18 protein-coding genes and 1 other annotated feature are annotated in these 17,292 nt (G+C 50.7%); of the genes, 14 read left to right on the top strand and 4 right to left on the bottom strand.

Annotation, left to right across the window (positions count from 1 at the left end):
* Positions 1-89: 89 nt before the first annotated feature.
* Positions 90-1,679, bottom strand: coding sequence for a phosphoglycerate dehydrogenase (gene serA, locus ACSFXJ_RS11000; RefSeq protein WP_435925203.1), 1,590 nt, complete (start codon positions 1,677-1,679; stop codon positions 90-92).
* A gap of 210 nt (positions 1,680-1,889) precedes the next feature.
* Positions 1,890-2,117: a binding site (T-box leader), on the bottom strand.
* A 161-nt stretch (positions 2,118-2,278) separates the two neighbouring features.
* Positions 2,279-3,199, bottom strand: coding sequence for a hypothetical protein (locus ACSFXJ_RS11005; protein WP_435925204.1), 921 nt, complete (start codon positions 3,197-3,199; stop codon positions 2,279-2,281).
* Positions 3,200-3,295: 96 nt separating this feature from the next.
* On the opposite strand from ACSFXJ_RS11005, the gene ACSFXJ_RS11010 reads away from it, so the two are divergent.
* The 3 genes from ACSFXJ_RS11010 to serS all read left to right on the top strand — a co-directional run bounded on the left by ACSFXJ_RS11010 (position 3,296) and on the right by serS (position 5,763).
* Positions 3,296-3,889, top strand: coding sequence for a CPBP family intramembrane glutamic endopeptidase (locus tag ACSFXJ_RS11010; protein WP_435925205.1), 594 nt, complete (start codon positions 3,296-3,298; stop codon positions 3,887-3,889).
* Positions 3,886-4,218 (top strand): hypothetical protein, encoded by a 333-nt coding sequence (locus tag ACSFXJ_RS11015; protein WP_435925207.1) that lies wholly within the window; start codon positions 3,886-3,888, stop codon positions 4,216-4,218. Before ACSFXJ_RS11010 ends, ACSFXJ_RS11015 begins: the two co-directional genes overlap by 4 nt.
* Positions 4,219-4,488: 270 nt before the next feature.
* Positions 4,489-5,763 carry a serine--tRNA ligase gene (gene serS, locus ACSFXJ_RS11020; protein ID WP_435925209.1) on the top strand — a complete coding sequence of 425 codons (1,275 nt, stop codon included), beginning with the start codon at positions 4,489-4,491 and terminating at the stop codon, positions 5,761-5,763.
* A 26-nt stretch (positions 5,764-5,789) separates the two neighbouring features.
* On the opposite strand, the gene ACSFXJ_RS11025 is transcribed toward serS, so the two are convergent.
* Complete coding sequence (locus ACSFXJ_RS11025; RefSeq protein WP_435925210.1) at positions 5,790-6,677, bottom strand: polysaccharide deacetylase family protein; 888 nt, start codon at positions 6,675-6,677, stop codon at positions 5,790-5,792.
* A gap of 95 nt (positions 6,678-6,772) precedes the next feature.
* Here ACSFXJ_RS11025 and ACSFXJ_RS11030 point away from each other — a divergent pair, with 95 nt between their 5' ends.
* The 3 genes from ACSFXJ_RS11030 to prsW all read left to right on the top strand — a co-directional run bounded on the left by ACSFXJ_RS11030 (position 6,773) and on the right by prsW (position 8,664).
* Positions 6,773-7,135 carry a hypothetical protein gene (locus ACSFXJ_RS11030; protein WP_435925212.1) on the top strand — a complete coding sequence of 121 codons (363 nt, stop codon included), beginning with the start codon at positions 6,773-6,775 and terminating at the stop codon, positions 7,133-7,135.
* 185 nt (positions 7,136-7,320) lie between these two features.
* Positions 7,321-7,941 carry a genetic competence negative regulator gene (locus ACSFXJ_RS11035; protein ID WP_435925213.1) on the top strand — a complete coding sequence of 207 codons (621 nt, stop codon included), beginning with the start codon at positions 7,321-7,323 and terminating at the stop codon, positions 7,939-7,941.
* A gap of 33 nt (positions 7,942-7,974) precedes the next feature.
* Positions 7,975-8,664: a glutamic-type intramembrane protease PrsW gene (gene prsW, locus ACSFXJ_RS11040; RefSeq protein ID WP_435925215.1), complete on the top strand. Its 690-nt coding sequence runs from the start codon at positions 7,975-7,977 to the stop codon at positions 8,662-8,664.
* A 27-nt stretch (positions 8,665-8,691) separates the two neighbouring features.
* On the opposite strand, the gene ACSFXJ_RS11045 is transcribed toward prsW, so the two are convergent.
* Complete coding sequence (locus ACSFXJ_RS11045; protein WP_435925880.1) at positions 8,692-8,943, bottom strand: hypothetical protein; 252 nt, start codon at positions 8,941-8,943, stop codon at positions 8,692-8,694.
* A 40-nt stretch (positions 8,944-8,983) separates the two neighbouring features.
* Here ACSFXJ_RS11045 and ypeB point away from each other — a divergent pair, with 40 nt between their 5' ends.
* The 8 genes from ypeB to ACSFXJ_RS11085 all read left to right on the top strand — a co-directional run bounded on the left by ypeB (position 8,984) and on the right by ACSFXJ_RS11085 (position 17,292).
* Entirely contained in the window at positions 8,984-10,339 is a 1,356-nt protein-coding gene (gene ypeB / locus ACSFXJ_RS11050) for a germination protein YpeB (RefSeq protein WP_435925217.1), read from the top strand.
* Positions 10,340-10,488: 149 nt separating this feature from the next.
* Positions 10,489-11,142: a flagellar brake protein gene (locus ACSFXJ_RS11055; RefSeq protein ID WP_435925218.1), complete on the top strand. Its 654-nt coding sequence runs from the start codon at positions 10,489-10,491 to the stop codon at positions 11,140-11,142.
* Between the two features lie 353 nt (positions 11,143-11,495).
* Positions 11,496-12,203, top strand: a complete 708-nt coding sequence (cmk, locus tag ACSFXJ_RS11060; RefSeq protein ID WP_435925220.1) for a (d)CMP kinase — start codon at positions 11,496-11,498, stop codon at positions 12,201-12,203.
* Complete coding sequence (locus tag ACSFXJ_RS11065; RefSeq protein ID WP_435925222.1) at positions 12,200-12,781, top strand: lysophospholipid acyltransferase family protein; 582 nt, start codon at positions 12,200-12,202, stop codon at positions 12,779-12,781. The genes cmk and ACSFXJ_RS11065 overlap by 4 nt, the downstream gene beginning before the upstream one ends.
* Positions 12,782-12,903: 122 nt before the next feature.
* The gene (gene rpsA, locus ACSFXJ_RS11070; RefSeq protein ID WP_435925224.1) at positions 12,904-14,139 is read left to right on the top strand and encodes a 30S ribosomal protein S1; all 1,236 of its coding nucleotides are present in this window, start codon (positions 12,904-12,906) and stop codon (positions 14,137-14,139) included.
* 170 nt (positions 14,140-14,309) lie between these two features.
* Entirely contained in the window at positions 14,310-15,632 is a 1,323-nt protein-coding gene (gene der, locus ACSFXJ_RS11075; RefSeq protein ID WP_435925225.1) for a ribosome biogenesis GTPase Der, read from the top strand.
* A gap of 15 nt (positions 15,633-15,647) precedes the next feature.
* Positions 15,648-16,259, top strand: a complete 612-nt coding sequence (plsY, locus tag ACSFXJ_RS11080) for a glycerol-3-phosphate 1-O-acyltransferase PlsY (protein ID WP_435925226.1) — start codon at positions 15,648-15,650, stop codon at positions 16,257-16,259.
* A complete protein-coding gene (locus tag ACSFXJ_RS11085; protein ID WP_435925228.1) occupies positions 16,252-17,292 on the top strand; it encodes an NAD(P)H-dependent glycerol-3-phosphate dehydrogenase in 1,041 nt (346 codons plus the stop codon). Before plsY ends, ACSFXJ_RS11085 begins: the two co-directional genes overlap by 8 nt.

A 17,292-nucleotide genomic window follows, 5' to 3' on the forward strand; every position in this document is an offset into this window, starting at 1 on the left:
AGAAAAACACCCTTTGCGAAAAGGGTGTTTTTTGTTGAACCTGGAAGATAAATCTTGTTCAACGTGAAACATATCGGATACGGATCGGCTTATTTGAAAACAATTTGCTGGGCCTTGTTGATTTCAGGCAGCTTGGTCAGCTCGTTCAGTACTTCTTTCGGCGTTTCTTTGTCGACGCCCAAGACCATGATCGCTTCGCCGCCCACAATTTTACGTCCAACCTGCATCGTTGCGATATTGACGTCGTTTTTGCCGAGCAGTGTTCCGACGCTGCCGACGATCCCCGGCTTGTCATTGTGGGAGATAAAGATCAGGTTGCCTTCCGGAGCGATATCGACCGGGAACTTGTCGATTTGAACGACACGGGCGCCAAATCCGTTCAGCGAAGTTCCTGCGATTTTGCGTTCCTCGCCGTCCTGGGTTTTCAGGGTCACGCTGATCAAATTCGTAAAGCCTTTCGTTGCCGAAGCCTGGGACACAACGACATTGATGTCGCGGGCTTTCGCCAAATGTACGGAGTTGACGATATTGACGTCGTCTCCGAAATGGCGGGATAACACACCCTTGATAATATAACGAGTCAGCGGCTGTGTATCCACATCCGCCAGGTCGCCGGCATAATCGACGTGGATTTCCTTAACGGCCTCATTGTTCAGTTGGGCCGCAAATGCGCCGATCTTCTCGCCGAGTTCAAAGTAAGGCTGAAGCTTGTTCATAACGCTCGGAGCTACCGGCGGCATGTTGACCGCGTTTTTGAACGGCTCGTTGCGCAGGATATGAAGCACTTGCTCGGATACGTCGATCGCCACGTTTTCTTGAGCCTCAATCGTCGAAGCGCCAAGATGCGGTGTTACGATGATTTTCGGGTTGTGCAGGAAAGGATGGTCCGCTTCAGGCGGCTCTTTCTCGAACACGTCGAAGGCCGCACCGGCAACGATGCCTTGATCGATCGCTTCCACCAACGCCATTTCGTCGACAACGCCGCCGCGGGCGCAGTTGATGATGCGCATTCCTTTTTTCATGACCTCGAACTGAGGACGCGAGATCATATGCTTCGTTTCCGGAGTCAGCGGCGTGTGCACTGTCATGAAATCGGCGTTGCGGACGATATCGTCGACAGTGGCGAGCTTGACGCCAAGCTTTTCCGCGCGTTCTTCGGTCAGGAACGGGTCATACCCGAGGATATCCATACCGAATGCCTTAGCCCGTTTGGCCACTTCGCTGCCGATCCGGCCCATGCCGAGCACGCCGAGCGTTTTGTTGCGAAGTTCCACGCCGAGGAATTTGCGGTCCCAAGTCCCGGAAACCGTTTTGGCGTAAGCTTGCGGAATATGCCGCGCGAGTGCCATCATCATCGCGAAAGCATGCTCGCAAGTCGTGATCGTGTTGCCGTCCGGCGCGTTGATGACAACAATCCCGCGCTTCGTTGCCGCTTCGAGATTGATATTGTCGACGCCGACGCCGGCGCGGCCGATAACTTTCAGGTTTTTACCGGCTTCCATAATTTTTTCCGTCACCTTGGTTTGGCTGCGGACGAGCAGGGCGTCGTATTCAGGAATGATTTGAACGAGTTCGTCCTCGCTGAGTCCTGTCTTTTTCTCTACCACGACGTCGCTTGCATCCATAAGCTGCTGGATCCCCATATCGCTGATCGGATCCGATACTAGTACTTTAAACATGATTTCTGGCCTCCTAATGGGTTTGGTTTGTATATGGGATTGCTTTTCGGACATGCTCGGTTGCCCTAACCGCCGTGAAAGCACTCACTCACAGAACGCTTTTCTCCATTACCGTTACACTGTACAAAAGGATGAGGGTGCAGATCTTACCGTGCATAAGCACGGGAGTCCGAATGCAAAAAAACTCTCGATCCGCATACTACTGCCGTAGTAAGGGACGAGAGTTGTTCGTGGTACCACCCTAATTCACTGCTCCTTCACAGGCGCAGTCTCAGTGTCAAAATGACGGAATGATAACGGAGTTCTTCCGACTGCGCCTACTAACAGGGTTCGACGCAGTGACTCAGGAGCGCTAAAATTGTCGTTCCGCTACCGGTTTGCAGCACCACCGGCTCTCTGGGAGCTTTCTGACAATTTCCTTTCCTTCAACGTGTTTAACGAAATCTAATTTTCCATAATGTATCACGACATGTTTAGAGGTGTCAATACCAATTCGAGGATTTGACTCCGGGACTCGGGTCACCTTGAATACTTGCTGTTTTTTCGTTATCATTTTAGATAATGTCGAAAAAGGTCTACACTGTGAAAAGCCAGGCAAATCAATATTCTTCCGTGAAGAACGGCAGCTCGGGAAGTTGCTCGGAAGCATAGTATGTCGATTTCCATTTCATGAACTCTTTGCTTTGCACAGCTTCAGTTTCTGTGACAATTTTCACAATGGAGGACACAGAATGAAGCTTTAGGGCCGAAGCCTTACCGCTGTTGATCATTTGATCGATTTTGGCCGTCAAATCCTGAGGCTGGTATGCCGTGAACAGTTTGTTTTCAAGCATGATATCCGACACCGCTTTATTCTTTTGGGCGAGCGAGTACGTTTGCCATTGCTTGATCGTCGTTTCCGGCTGGAACGTATAACTTTCCGGAATGCCGTTGTTCAGTTTGGCGCTCCATTTGAGGATCGCCGCGTAAAATTTGTTTTGCGCCTTTAAACCGAAGTCCACGGCGTTTTTCGTAAATTCATCCGACGTAAGGTTATGGATCAGCGTGATGCCGGTTTCGCCGTTCAAAAAGGATAAGTTCCGGTCGATCCCTTCGTCAAACAGCTTGAGACTTTTGAGAATGTCCGTCTGAGCCTGTTTCAGCAGGGGAGACGACCCGGCCACGGAGTTCGCGGATATCTGTTCGTACTGCTTGCGGGCCTCGTCGCGGACGTCTTTCAGCGTTTTGGCGGAAGCTACTTTTGAGTCTTTTTGACCCAGCTGCTCATTCAAAACCGCATATTCTTCTTTGAATTGCTGGTAAGGTTGATATACGGCGTAGTAAAAAGTTACGATGTCCTGCTGGTTATAGGAATCCGCCGTTTCGATCTCCAGCATGGAAGCTTTGAGGTTCAAGTACTTGGCTTCCGTCCGGTTAATGCCCATATTCAACCCGAGAAGAAAAGTCGCAAACGCGGTAACCAGGGTAAAAAGAAAACCAAGGGTAAACCAGACTTCCGATCTTGATTTTTTTCTTTTCATAGGGACGCTCCTTGCAAAATGTTTTTTGTCCGTGAGTTCAAGGTGCCGATGTGAAGCATTATTTTCTTTCGAAATTATAAGGACAGGTAGGAAAAGATGAAGAAATTCAAATTCGGCAACGTGAAAGTCAAACAAGTCGATCCGGCAGAGTTAAGCGAACGATTGCTGCTGGTCAACCTTTACTTGACTCAGGGACTTGCTTTATTTATCGGCTTAATCGTCATTTTTTTTCAGAAAAGAAATTTATTTTTTGTTTTGAAGCTTCCTGAAACGTGGGATTTCCTGTATTGGGGCGCCGGATTGGCGGTTGCCATGCTCCTGGTTGATGTCCTGATTTCCAAAATTGTTCCGGAAGAATCGATGGACGATGGCGGACTGAATGAGAAGTTGTTTAAGGGAAGACCCGTATGGCACATCATCATCATCGCACTTGTGGTCGCGATCTGCGAGGAATTGCTGTTCAGGGGAGCGATTCAGCACGGAATCGGTCTTTATTGGACCAGTGTTCTCTTTGCAGCGATCCATTTCCGTTACCTGAGACACTGGATCCCGACCGGGTGGGTTTTCCTCAGCAGTTACGGCCTTGGCTTTATCTATGAGCAGACGGGCACGTTGTGGGCCCCGATTGTTTGCCATTTTCTCATTGACCTTATTTCCGGACTAGTTATCAAATATCGGAGGGAAACATGAACGAACGTTTGAGCAGGTCCAACCGGAATTCCAGAAGCCGAAATACCGGCAAAAGAACTCGCCGAATGCCGGAGCGGGAAGCAAGCGAAACGGACATGAACGCTTCTTACCCCGAGCTTGCCTACGAGCCGGCCTTGAAAGAATCCGGAGAAGACGAATTGCTTGATCTGAATCAATTGCCGACAAGAAAAGACAAGTTTCCATCCCAACGTATCAAACTGACGAGATGGTTTTACAATTCGTTGCTGTATATTTTTATCGCGATTTTGATTACGCTCTTGTGGTGGGGAATCAGCGATTCCCCTTGGGGACAAGGCCACGGGCTTTAAAGGGTTGAACGAATGCGTTCCATAAGCTATAATGATTCAAATTTCAAATTCGTAAATCGCCGATGAAGAGATTCCAACTCGGAGGCGTTCTCGCCAAGAGCTGCACCGCTTGCTCTAAGTTTACCGGCCCGCCCGTTATCGCGGATCCAAGAGACCGACAGCCTCGACGAGGCTCCGGTAAGTTGGGTGGCACCGCGAGCAGAGCGCTCCTCGTCCCAAGGATGAGGGCGCTCTTTGTGTTTTTTACAATTTGAAAGGAGCGGTGCACACATGTTGGATATTCGCTGGATACGGGAACATGCTGCCTTGGTGCAGAGTGCTGCGGATGCAAAAAGGCTTGATTTTACCGTGGAGGAGCTGCTTCGTTGGGATGAACGGCGGAGACGGCTTTTACAGGAAACGGAGAATTTGCGGAAGGAACGGAATGAGGGATCGAGGCAAGTGGCCCATGCGGCCAAGCATGGCGATCCGGCAAGCACGGAGAGTCTGAGGGGAACGTTAAAGCGATTGAATCGGTTGCTGGACGAGAAATCGGCAAAGCTGGCGGAGGCGGAACGGGAGTTTAAGCGCAACATGCTGCTTGTGCCGAACGTTCCTTCGAACGATACGCCTCCCGGATATTCGGATGCGGACAATGTGGAATTGCGGCGCGTCGGGGAGCCTCCGGCTTGGAATTTTACGCCTAGGGATCATGTGGAGCTTGGCGTGTTGCACAACTTGTTTGACATGCCGCGGGGCGTTAAAGTCGGCGGGAGCCGAAGCTATTTTCTTCAAGGGCTCGGACTAATGTACCACCGGGCGGTACAGCAGCTCGCTCTCGATTTGCTGCTTGCCGAAGGTTTCGTCCCCTATGAAGTGCCTTTACTCGTCAAAGAGGAGCAAATGACGAATACCGGATTTTTTCCGTCGGGGGCAGATCAGGCTTATTCGGTCCGGGAAGATGGTCTTTGGCTTGCGGGGACCTCGGAGGTGCCTCTAGTTTCCTACTTCAGCGGGGAAATTGTCGATACGTCGGAGCCGCTAAAGATGGCGGCGGTATCGACCTGCTTCCGAAACGAAGTCGGCTCGGCGGGACGCGATACTCGCGGTCTTTACCGGGTTCATCAGTTTTCCAAGGTGGAGATGGTCGTTATCTGTAAGCCCGATCCCGCCGTTTCGGAAAAGCTCCACCAGGAAATCACTTCGCATGCGGAGCGGCTTTTGCAGCAGCTGGAGCTTCCATACCGCGTGATGGCCGTATGCGCCGGAGACATGTCGCAAAAAACGTATAAGCAGTATGATATCGAAACCTGGATGCCAAGCCGAGGCGCTTACGGCGAAACCCACTCCTCGTCAAACCTGCACAGCTTTCAGGCCCGTCGATCGAACATCCGCTGCCGCAATGAAGAAGGACGGCTCGAGTATTGCCACACGCTGAACAATACGGCGGTGGCGTCGCCCCGGATTCTCATTCCGCTGTTGGAAAACCATCAACGGGAGGACGGTTCGATCTACATTCCGCAAGCGCTGCGCAAATATATGGGGGGAAGGGAAAACCTCCGGTAAAGGCCTGGAGGTTTTCGGTTCATACATTATTCGGAAGCTTCGGGGGCTTCGGATATCGTTCGGGGATCCACAAAGCCGTAGCCCTTTGCTTCCAGCTTGGTCAAAAGTTCATCGAGCGCTTCGACCGTCCAGGGAAGCTCGTGCATAAGGATATTGCTGCCCGCATGCAGCTGTTCCATCACGTTTTTGATGACGGCGTCGGGTTTGTTTTTGTTTTTCGAATCCCAGTCGAGCGATCCGTTGGACCACGTCATATATATCATGTCGTTATCTTCCACGATCCGATGCAATTGCTCGTTGCCCGAACCGAAAGGCGGCCGGAAAAACCGGGGGCGCTCTCCGATCGTTTCCTCGACGATGGTTTGAACATCCTCCACCTGCTTGCGGGCGCTTTCGGCGGATTCCTTTTTCAAGTCGATATGGTCCCAACTATGATTGCCGATGATTTGCCCCCGCTCGTGGATCAATGTCAAAAGATCGGGATTCGCCTTGACCCTATAGCCGTTGACGAAGAAAATCGCCTTCGCGTTATGCTTGTCCAGCGTATCGATCAGACCTTCGATCATTTCCTTCTCCTTCGGTCCGTCGTCGAAGGTTAACAGCACTACTTTTTTCTCGGTTCCCTCTTCGTTTGGAACTACATTGTAAGCCTTGTTAATGTGGTAAAGGCTGGCCGGGGTTTGCTGACCCGGGGAAGCCTGCTCATCCGGAGCAGGTACGGTTTCTTCGCTCTCGAGGCTGTCCTCTGAACCCGCGGACGGCTCGGTTTCCACAGGTGTGGAAGGCTCCACGGACGGATTGGCGACCTCGGCGACATTCGTTGCCGGCACTTGAACGGTTTGATCCTGCCGGGTTCCGCACGAGGCGAGCAAAAGGCAAAAGGATGCAAGCAGCAGCGCCCGCTTCATGTTCATGTGTATCATCTCGCTTTCCTGTATTTATGCCGCATGAGTTTGTGTCAAAGCGCGAACACTACAACTGATTTTAACATATCCAAGGAGGTATTCAGATGAAATCTTCCTCATTTTTATGCGGCTTATTTCTCGGAGCTGTAGCCGCCATGTGGGCTTCGCGCCGAAAAAACGGGATCATGTCCATGATGGGGGGAGCGGGGTCGCTCCTTAAGACGTCCGGTGAAGGACAGAAAAATGCCACAGGCAGCAGTTCGCACGCCTCGTCCAATTCGGGAAACAACGGAGCCGCAGCATCGGCCCAGGTGTCTCCCAGTCCGGTTTCTTCGTCCCATGCGAATCATTCGAAGGAATACAATTTAAATCAAATTACGGATTTCATTAAAGGCAATCCGTCGGTTCGCCGCGAAGTGGAAGCGATTCTGAAAGAGACGAATACGGTGATCCCGGGCTTATCGTAATGATTCTGATCACGGGTCATTTTCCGTTTCCGTAAGAGGGAACGGAAAATGATCTTTTTTTGACTATTTTATTTCGTGCAATTACTTAAAATAAGTGATAACATACTTACAAAGAACCATTTCCAGCACATATTGAAGCAGGTTTCATAATCTGTTATAACACGGCATGGAGAGGAGGATCCTGTATGAGGATTGAGAGACTTGGTCAGGATAAAATACGGATTTTCCTCACGTTTGACGATTTAAGCGAACGCGGTATTCAAAAAGAGGATATGTGGCAGGAAATTCCGAAAGTCCACGACCTGTTCACCGAGATGATGGATCAGGCTTACAATGAAGTGGGCTTTGACGCCACAGGGCCTTTGGCCGTTGAAGTGTTCGCACTCCCTGCGCAAGGGATGGTCGTCATCGTTACAAGAGGCAAATACGATCACCATCATTTTGGGATCGGAACGCCATATGAGGATGAATTGCCGGAAGAAGTATATGAAATGGAAGTGACCCTGGAGAGAAGCGAAACGATTCTCTATTCATTCGATGATTTCGAAGTGCTGATCGAGGCGGCTCACGTTCTGCAGCATATGCTTGATGATGCCGGCAGACTGTATAAATATAACGGGAAATGGATTTTGAGGCTGGACCCTGACGGAATTGATGAAGCGAAAATACCGGCGTTGATCGCGGTCCTTGCTGAATTCGGCGAAGCGACTTCGGTGACTCCGGCGATGCTGGACGAATACGGTGATGTCGTTATGGACGATCACGCGATCCGGGTAATTTGCAGCCATTTTAAACGTCAGGATTAATCCGGTAATCATGAGATAAAGGGGGAATAACCGTTGCTCTTCTTCTCGATTGCCACGGCAGCGGTTGCTCCCGGTATCGCTCTCTTGACTTACATTTATCTGAAGGACAAGTATGATGCCGAACCGCTTCATATGGTCATCAAGGTGTTTTTGCTGGGTTTTTTGATCGTTTTGCCCGTCATGATCGTTCAGCGGGGATTGTCGATCTGGCTCGGAGATCATCCGTTGGTGTCCGCATTCGGCATTTCCGCCGGCGTGGAGGAATTTCTGAAATGGTTCGTCCTGTTCCATATGATTTATAATCATACCGAATTTGACGAACCGTATGACGGAATTTTGTATGCCGCCGCGATATCGCTCGGTTTTGCGACCGTGGAAAACGTGATCTTCGCTCTGGCGAGTCATGCTTCGATCGGAACTTTGCTGATTCGGGCGCTGCTTCCGGTATCCGGCCATGCGATGTTCGGAGTCATGATGGGGTATTACCTGGGCAGGGCGAAATTTTCGTCCGGTTGGAAAAGCCGAAAATTTTTGCTCTACTCGCTGCTGCTGCCATTGTTCTGGCACGGGGTTTACGACTGGATTCTTGATAACGTATCGCAATACTGGATCTGGTACATCGTCCCGCTTATGGCATTTCTTTGGTACGGCGGTATCGGCAAAATGATTCGTGCAAACAACCGCTCCCCGTTTCGGGTCACCGAAGCGAGCGGGCAAGACTAATTTGAACGCAAATAGGGCATCCTGATTTCAGAAGCTATGGCTTGGGCCGGAATTTCTGGAAGGGGTGCCTTTTTTGTGCGGATAAAAGTGAAAATTGTTTGCAAAAAATGCGGAGAGCGTTTTATTTTGCGGGGGAGAAAAGATAAGGGGCAGATCGACACCGGCTTTAAACAGTGCGTATGCGATAACCGCGACCTTTTCGAGATCGAGGAAGAGAACTTGTAAAAGACGAGTCTTTCGTTTTCTTTTAAATGCATAAAGCTCCCAACTTCTTGTCAAACTATCCTCAGACAGTTGAAGAAGGGAGTAGAGTCCACCGATGTATAAACGATTAAGCGCTATTTTATTTCCTGTCGCCACCATTTTGCTAATCGGTTCATTGGTCTGGGGCTATCAGGAGAACAAGGAGAAAAACGCGATCCTGATTAAGGCGGAAAACCAGTATCAGCGGGCATTTCACGACCTTTCCTACCATGTGGACAAATTGCATAACGAATTGGGAAATACTTTGGCCGTACATTCTGCTTCAACCGGTACGCACCGGAAAGGTTTAGTCAATGTATGGCGGATTACGAGCGAGGCGCAAAACGAAATCAACCAGTTGCCCCTTACGCTTTTGCCTTTCAACAAGACGGAAGAGTTTTTGTCCCGGATCTCCAAATTTTCGTACCAGACGGCTGTCCGCGACCTGACGAAGCAGCCATTGACGGATTCGGAGCTTAAAAATTTGAAAGAGCTGTACAAAAGCTCTGCGGAGATTACTAAAGATCTCCAGTCCGTTCAGCAGAAAGTCATCAATAACCGGCTGCGCTGGATGGATGTCGAGACGGCGCTGGCAAGCAACAAGGAACCGCGGGACAACACGATTATCGATGGTTTTAAAACCGTAGATAAGAAGGTGGGCGAATATCCCGAGCTTGATTGGGGCCCTTCGGTGTCCAGCATGTACAACAAGCGTTCCGTCAAAAAGCTTGGCGGGACTCCGGTAACCGTGGAGCGGATCAAAGAGGAATCTGCACGCTTCACCGGTACCCGTGATCCGAACGCCATCAAGGTGGTCGAAAACGGACGGGGAACGGAGTGGGCCTCGTATACGGCGCAGATTCAAGGGAACCGCGGTGAAATGACAACCTTGGACTTCACGCATAATGGCGGACACCTGATTGCTTACTCGGATGGACGAACGGTCGGCCAAAAGGCCGTAAGCGTCACTCAAGCACGGGCGAAAGCCGAACAATTTTTGCATGGAAAGGGTTATCAGAACATGACCCCGGTTTCTTACGATGAATACGGAAATACCGGAACATTCACGTTTGTAAGCAAAGAGGGAGATGTACTGATTTACCCGGAAAAAGTGACTGTTCGTGTCGGGCTGGACAATGGCGAAGTGACAGGACTTCAAGCCAGCGACTACGTTTACGAACGCGAAAACCGGCAGCAGCCTGGCAAGCCGAAGCTGACGCTTGAGCAGGCGCGTCAATATCTGAACCCGGAGTACAAAGAGAAGTATCATCGCCTCGCTCTCATCGAGAACGAAATGTCCGAGAAAGTTCTGACGTATGAGTTCGGCGGCTCGATTAACGGTTCGGATTACAAAATATTCATCAACTCGGAAACCGGCGGAGAAGAAACGATCGAAAAGATACGAAATACCGGAACCGCTTCGCGTTCATGATTATGAAAAAGGGGAGCGTCCTTTCGAGGACGTTCTCCCTCTTTGTTTTTGACGTTCTTTGCCGAAATATCTCCTCCAACTCCTTGCCTCATGCTATAATCTTATAGAAAGCGTTACAGCATGATTTTTAACTGGGGTAGGTGGGAACATTGTTACCAAAGGTAAACGAGCTGGTTTATATTCAGGTCGCCTCTGCGGATAAAAACGAAGCGGATAAAGAATGTAAATCCCGTATCGCCGATGAACAGGACGAATTTTTTTTGATCGAAGTCCCTATCGAGATCGGAAGCGGAAGAATGAAGCGTCTTTTTGTAGGGGACGAGCTGTCCGTTTATTTTTTGACTGATAACGGTGTAAAAAATTATTTTAATACATACGTGACGGGATTTGCCGATGACGTCGTGCAGTTGATCCGCATCCGCAAACCGGATCCGGAATCGATCACCAAGGTTCAAAGGCGCCATTTTTTGCGCGTTGTGGCAGAGCTTGAAATTGCAGTCAAATTGAAGGACGGATCCCGGTTTGTCGCGACAACCGACGATGTCGGCGGGGGAGGGGTATCTTTCCTGTGCGACGGCAAAAATAAAATTATCGTGGGCGATCAGTTGTATTGCTGGCTCCTCATACCGTACAAGAACGGTACGCTCGAGCACGCTCCGTTTGAAGCCGAAGTCGTCAGAGTCAAGAATCTGGAGACCGGCCGGAATCTGGTGATGCTGAAATTTATCAGCATTTCCGACATGGAGCGGCAAAAAATTATTCGCTATTGCTTCGAGCGCCAGTTTGATTTCCGGAATCGTTGATGATTAATGGAGGGAGCATCGTTATGCGGGAAAATGAAGAGTCCGCCTCCGCGTATACCGCCTTGTTTCTTAAATTTTCCGAGACTTCGGAATTATGGCTCAAACGCCTTGCAATTACACTCCTGGTCGGGTTAATTTTTTCCCAGGCGGCGTTGAGGATACCCTTTTTTCGGCATCTGCTCGTTTCATACGACAAGTTCGAAGGACATCAGGTCCAACGGCAAAATACACCTTAGCGATCATCCGAAAGGAGTAACGTTTTTGCACTCCGGGGCTTTGTGTGGTATAATTTTCACGTCGCAGGCAATGCCTGCTTTTTTCTTGAGACCGTTGTTTTGAGGAGGAATGCCCTTTTGGCAAGCGGAGCGTCATCATCAAATGACAAAATCAACATTGCCATTGACGGACCTGCCGGGGCAGGAAAGAGTACGATTGCCCGCAAGGTTGCAGGCATGCTGTCCTACATATATGTCGATACTGGCGCGATGTACCGGGCAGCGACCTGGTATTTTCAACAGCTTGGAATCGGACCCGAAGATGAGGACAAGGTGCTTCAAACACTGCCTGAACTGGTTATTGAATTAATACCCGGGGAAGAAGGACAGCGGGTTCGCGTCAACGGTCAAGAGGCGACCGAAGAAATTCGTTCCCTCGCGGTCAATGCCCAAGTTTCAAGGTATGCCCAAATCGAAGGGCTGCGCACAAGACTCGTCTCGCTGCAGCGTCAAATGGCGATTCGCAAAGGCGTCGTCATGGATGGGCGCGATATCGGTACGACCGTTCTTCCCGATGCCGAAGTCAAGGTTTTTATGACGGCGAGTGTCGAGGAACGGGCAATGAGACGATATAGGGAAATGAAGGAACAGGACCGGATTACATTGGAACAGCTTATCCGGGATATGGCCGAAAGGGACCGTCTGGACCGGGAGCGGGAAGTTTCGCCGCTTCGACAGGCCGAAGATGCAGTCCTGCTGGACACGACGGATATGACGCTGGAAGAAGTTGCGGACACCATCGTATCCATGTGCAAAACATTTGTGGGAGAGAGAAAACCGGAATGATCTACAGTTTTTGCCGGGGCGCGCTTCGCCTCATTTACAAACTGCTCTTTCGTTTGGAGGCCAGCGGTTTGGAGCATATTCCCGCACAAGGGGGAGTGTTGCTCTGTTCCAATCATATCAGCTTGCTCGATCCGCCAACGATCGGCATTCTGCTGAAACGGAAAGTTCACTTTATGGCGAAGAAGGAATTGTTCGATATTTTCGGCTTCGGCTGGTTAATCAAACAGCTGGGCGCTTTTCCCGTCAAACGGGGCGGGGTGAGCAAGGAATCGATCAAAACTTCGCTGATGCTGCTCCGGAACGGCCATGTGATGGGAATTTTTCCCGAAGGTCACCGGGTGAAGGGCGATGAAGAGGGAATGGGCAAGAGAGGCGCAGCAACCTTCGCGCTTAGAAGCGATGCCGCCGTGATTCCCGTCGCCATTATCGGCAATTATAAACTTTTTAAAAAAATGAGAGTCGTATACGGGGCGCCGGTGGATCTGTCGGCTTACAAAGGAAGCAAGGATCCGGACGCGGCCGAATTGGCCACCGAAGCGATCATGTCGCGGATCAGGGAGCTCAAGAAACAGGGCTGACCTTGGGATTCCGATGCATGAACGCAGGGGACATTTGGAAAGCTAGTTAGGAATATTGTTTTGAACTTCGCTTTTAGCGGGTTTAAATAAATGGGTTTTTCTGAATTGAGGAGGGTATTCAAATGTCGGAAGAAACAAAGCATGAATTGGAAGCTGCCGAGACGGCAAGCCAGGAAGAAATGGAACAAATCGTATCCTTGAAAAAAGGGGACACCGTAAAAGGAACGATCGTCAAAATTGAAGATAACCAAGCTTATGTAAGCATTGGATATAAATACGACGGCGTAATTCCTATTCGCGAACTGTCCTCCGTACACCTGGACAGCGCAGCTGACGCAGTTCAAGTCGGTCAAGAAGTGGAAACGAAAGTTGTCAGCATTGACGACGAGAAAGAACGCCTCGTTCTCTCCAAACGCGCGATCGACAGCGAAAACGCATGGGAAGAGCTGCAAAAGCGGTTTGACAGCCAAGAAACGTTTGAAGTTACGGTTGCCGATGTCGTTAAAGGCGGCATCGTTGCTGACGTAGGCGTACGCGGCTTCATTCCGGCTTCGATGGTCGAACGTCATTTCGTGGAAGATTTCAGCGACTACAAAGGCCGCACTCTTCGCGTAAAAGTGAAGGAACTGGACCGCGAGAACAACAAGGTCATCCTTTCCCAAAAGGATGTGCTTGACGAAGAATTCGAAGCCAACAAGCTTAAAGTTATGGGCGAATTGAACGAAGGCCAAGTTCTTGAAGGAACGGTTCAACGTCTGACCCAATTCGGCGCATTTGTCGATGTGGGCGGAGTCGACGGCCTGGTTCACGTATCCGAAATCGCTTGGAACCATGTCGAAAAACCTGCCGATGTTCTTTCCGAAGGCGACAAAGTGAAAGTCAAAGTTCTGAAAGTGGATCCGGAAAAGGGCAAAATCAGCCTCAGCATCAAAGCGGCTACGCCAGGTCCATGGGAAACAGCGGCTGAGCAGTTCCATACGGGCGACATCGTGAGCGGTGAAGTGAAGCGTCTCGTCAACTTCGGTGCATTCGTAGAAATCGCACCTGGCGTAGAAGGACTCGTTCATATCTCTCAAATTTCGCATAAACATATCGGTACGCCTCATGAAGTGCTGAAAGAAGGCCAAAGCGTTCAAGTGAAAATCCTTGACGTCAATCCGGGCGAAAAACGCGTCAGCTTGAGCATCAAGGAAACCGAGGAAGCTCCGGCTCCTGCTCCAAGAAGCGAAAAGCCTTCCAAGGGCAGCAGCGTGAGAAAAGAAGATCTGGGCGACAACCCTAACGTTTCGCTGAGCAACCAAGGACTGAGCATCACGCTGGGCGAACGTTTCGGCGATAAACTGAGCAAATTGAAATAAGCGGGAAACAGGCAGCGATGGATCGGCGGACCCTTTGAACCGGGGTTCGCCGATTTTTATTTCATGGTACCGTTAGCCAACCGTCTGATTTTTTGCTATGATGTTCTAGGTATAAGTTCAAACGGACATGAAAAATTAAAATATATATCCAATTTCAAGGAGGTATGCGTATGGCAAGACCTGTTGTGGCCATTGTAGGCCGGCCGAATGTCGGAAAATCGACCATATTCAACCGGATTATCGGCGACCGCTTGGCCATCGTGGAAGACAAGCCGGGAATTACGCGCGATCGGATCTATGGTTCGGCGGAATGGAACGGTAAACCATTCAGCATCATCGATACCGGAGGTATTGAACTGGATGATGAGGAACCGATTCTGAAGTCGATCCGCATGCAGGCGGAGCTGGCGATCGAGGAAGCGGACGTCATCGTATTCATGTGCGACGCCAAGTCGGGCGTAACCGGCTCCGACGAGGAAGTGGCAGGCATGCTGTTCCGTTCGGGGAAGCCGGTCATTGTGGCTGTCAATAAAGTGGACAATATCGGCCGGATGGATAATATATACGAGTTTTACAATCTCGGATTCGGCGATCCGATCGGCGTTTCCGGAAGCCACGGAACGGGCATCGGCGACCTGCTTGATGCGATTACCGACAATTTGCCGGAGTTGCCGGACGATGAATACGAAGACGATGTTATTCGCGTCGCCCTGATCGGACGCCCGAATGTCGGAAAGTCTTCGCTGGTTAATGCGATTCTGGGAGAAGAACGCGTCATCGTCAGCGATATTGCCGGAACGACGCGGGATGCGATCGATACCCCGTTTGAGAAGGACGGGCAAAAATACGTCCTGATCGATACCGCCGGGATGCGCAAACGTGGCAAGGTCTATGAAACGACCGAGAAATATAGCGTAATGCGGGCCATGAAGGCGATCGAGAGAGCCGATGTCGTTCTGGTCCTGATCAACGGCGAGGAAGGCATAATCGAGCAAGACAAGCATATTGCCGGCTACGCTTATGAAGCGGGTAAGGCTTCGGTCTTTGTCGTCAACAAGTGGGACATCGTCGAGAAAGATGACAAGACCATGCATCAGTTTGAGCAGAAAATACGCGATCATTTCCTGTTCATGACGTATGCCCCTGTCGTCTTTCTGTCCGCAAAAACGAAGCAACGTTTGCACAAGCTTTTGCCGGTCGTTCAGCATGTAGCGGACCAGCATACCAAACGGGTGCAGACGCATCTGCTTAATGACGTGGTGTCCGATGCGATTGCCATCAATCCGCCTCCGACAGACAAGGGACGCAGATTGCGGATCAATTACGTCACCCAGGTTACCGTCAAACCTCCGACGATCGTCGTTTTCGTCAACGATCCCGAGCTGATGCATTTTTCGTATGAAAGGTATCTGGAGAACAAAATCCGGGCCGCTTTTGATTTTGAAGGAACGCCGATCCGCTTGTTTACGCGGCGTAAGTCAGATGAAGGTTAAAGGAGTAGAAATCCAGTGATTTTACCTGTCATTGCTGTAATCGCATCGTATTTGCTCGGTTCTGTCAGCTTTAGCGTAGTTTTGGCCAAAGGGCTAAAAGGGATAGATATCCGTCAGCACGGAAGCGGCAACGCGGGGGCGACGAACATGCTTCGCGTTCTGGGCAAAGGACCGGCAATTATGGTCCTTGCCCTGGACGTGTTGAAAGGGATCGCCGCCGTCTGGCTCGGCCGCTGGATGGGGACGGACTCGGATTGGATTCCGGCCCTTTGCGGTATTGCCGCCATTATCGGTCATAACTGGCCGGTCTATTTCCGCTTTCGCGGAGGAAAAGGGATATCCACAACGATTGGCGTTATGGCTACCCTGGTCTTTTTCCCGGCGCTTTATGCCGGCATTATTGCAATCCTGTCGATCGTGTTTACGAGATATGTTTCTCTGGGATCTTTGATTTTCGTGTTTCTTACCCCTGTCTTTCTTGCGGTATCCGGCGAATTCGGCCCTTATTTTTGGGCGAGTTTGATCATTTGCGCCTTCGCATTCTGGAGACATCGATCGAATATCATAAAAATTGCCCAGGGCAAAGAAAATAAACTCGGATCCAAAGGAGGAAAACGCGTTGTCTGATAAAGCTGCCGTGCTGGTGGCAGGCAGTTGGGGAACCGCGCTCGCCAGCGTGCTTGCCGACAAAGGGATGGACGTAGCCGTTTGGACTCGCAATGAGGAACAAAAGAGCGAAATCAATGAACGGCATCGAAACGAACGTTTTTTGCCGGGAGTCAAGCTCCCGGACAATTTGCGTGCGACGACGAATATGGAAGAAGCGGTGAATGGAGCGAAAGCGGTCGTTATTGTCGCTCCGTCATCGGCCGTACGGGAAGTCACCCGGCAATTGAAGCCGTTCTGGCATGAGGACATGCTCGTTGTCCATGCGACGAAAGGCTTTGAAACGGAAACGCTGAAGCGGATATCAACCGTGATCTCGGAAGAACTCGGGTGCGAGGAAGGCAGAATCGTCGTGCTGTCCGGACCGAGCCATGCGGAGGAAGTCGTGAAGCGCTGTCCGACCACCGTGGTCGTGGCGTCGGCCGATGACAAGCAGTCGCAAGCTGCTCAGGATCTATTCATGAATTCCTATTTCCGGGTATACACGAACCGTGATATGGTTGGTGCGGAACTGGCTGGAGCGTTAAAGAACATCATCGCCCTCGGGGCGGGGATGTCGGACGGCTTAGGCTACGGCGATAACGCCAAAGCGGCGTTGCTTACGCGGGGTCTGGCGGAAATTACGCGGATCGGCGTGGAAATGGGGGCCAATCCGCTAACGTTTGCCGGTCTTGCCGGGGTAGGCGACCTGGTCGTTACGGCCACGAGCCGGCACAGCCGAAATTGGCGGGCCGGATTCATGCTCGGCGAAGGAAAATCGGTTGACGAGGTTCTGAGTTCGATGGGGATGGTCGTGGAAGGGATCCGGACCACCAAAGCCGCGCACACCATTTCCGAGAAATATCAGGTTCAAATGCCGATCGCAAAACAGCTGTATAACGTGCTTTTCGAGGGCCTCGATCCAAGAACGGCCGTCGAAGCGCTGATGGGCCGGGACCGCAAGACCGAGATGGAAATGATGTCGCTTGAAACCTGGGAACAATGGCACACTTGA

The sequence above is a fragment of the Paenibacillus salivarius genome, assembly GCF_051307165.1.
Classification (GTDB): Bacteria; Bacillota; Bacilli; order Paenibacillales; family Paenibacillaceae; genus Fontibacillus.

What these genes read in the sequence shown, in the direction of transcription:
- serA (WP_435925203.1), bottom strand. Translation starts at nt 1,679, where the DNA reads ATGTTTAAAGTACTAGTATCGGATCCGATCAGCGATATGGGGATCCAG.
- ACSFXJ_RS11005 (WP_435925204.1), bottom strand. Translation starts at nt 3,199, where the DNA reads ATGAAAAGAAAAAAATCAAGATCGGAAGTCTGGTTTACCCTTGGTTTT.
- ACSFXJ_RS11010 (WP_435925205.1), top strand. Translation starts at nt 3,296, where the DNA reads ATGAAGAAATTCAAATTCGGCAACGTGAAAGTCAAACAAGTCGATCCG.
- ACSFXJ_RS11015 (WP_435925207.1), top strand. Translation starts at nt 3,886, where the DNA reads ATGAACGAACGTTTGAGCAGGTCCAACCGGAATTCCAGAAGCCGAAAT.
- serS (WP_435925209.1), top strand. Translation starts at nt 4,489, where the DNA reads ATGTTGGATATTCGCTGGATACGGGAACATGCTGCCTTGGTGCAGAGT.
- ACSFXJ_RS11025 (WP_435925210.1), bottom strand. Translation starts at nt 6,677, where the DNA reads ATGAACATGAAGCGGGCGCTGCTGCTTGCATCCTTTTGCCTTTTGCTC.
- ACSFXJ_RS11030 (WP_435925212.1), top strand. Translation starts at nt 6,773, where the DNA reads ATGAAATCTTCCTCATTTTTATGCGGCTTATTTCTCGGAGCTGTAGCC.
- ACSFXJ_RS11035 (WP_435925213.1), top strand. Translation starts at nt 7,321, where the DNA reads ATGAGGATTGAGAGACTTGGTCAGGATAAAATACGGATTTTCCTCACG.
- ypeB (WP_435925217.1), top strand. Translation starts at nt 8,984, where the DNA reads ATGTATAAACGATTAAGCGCTATTTTATTTCCTGTCGCCACCATTTTG.
- ACSFXJ_RS11065 (WP_435925222.1), top strand. Translation starts at nt 12,200, where the DNA reads ATGATCTACAGTTTTTGCCGGGGCGCGCTTCGCCTCATTTACAAACTG.
- rpsA (WP_435925224.1), top strand. Translation starts at nt 12,904, where the DNA reads ATGTCGGAAGAAACAAAGCATGAATTGGAAGCTGCCGAGACGGCAAGC.
- der (WP_435925225.1), top strand. Translation starts at nt 14,310, where the DNA reads ATGGCAAGACCTGTTGTGGCCATTGTAGGCCGGCCGAATGTCGGAAAA.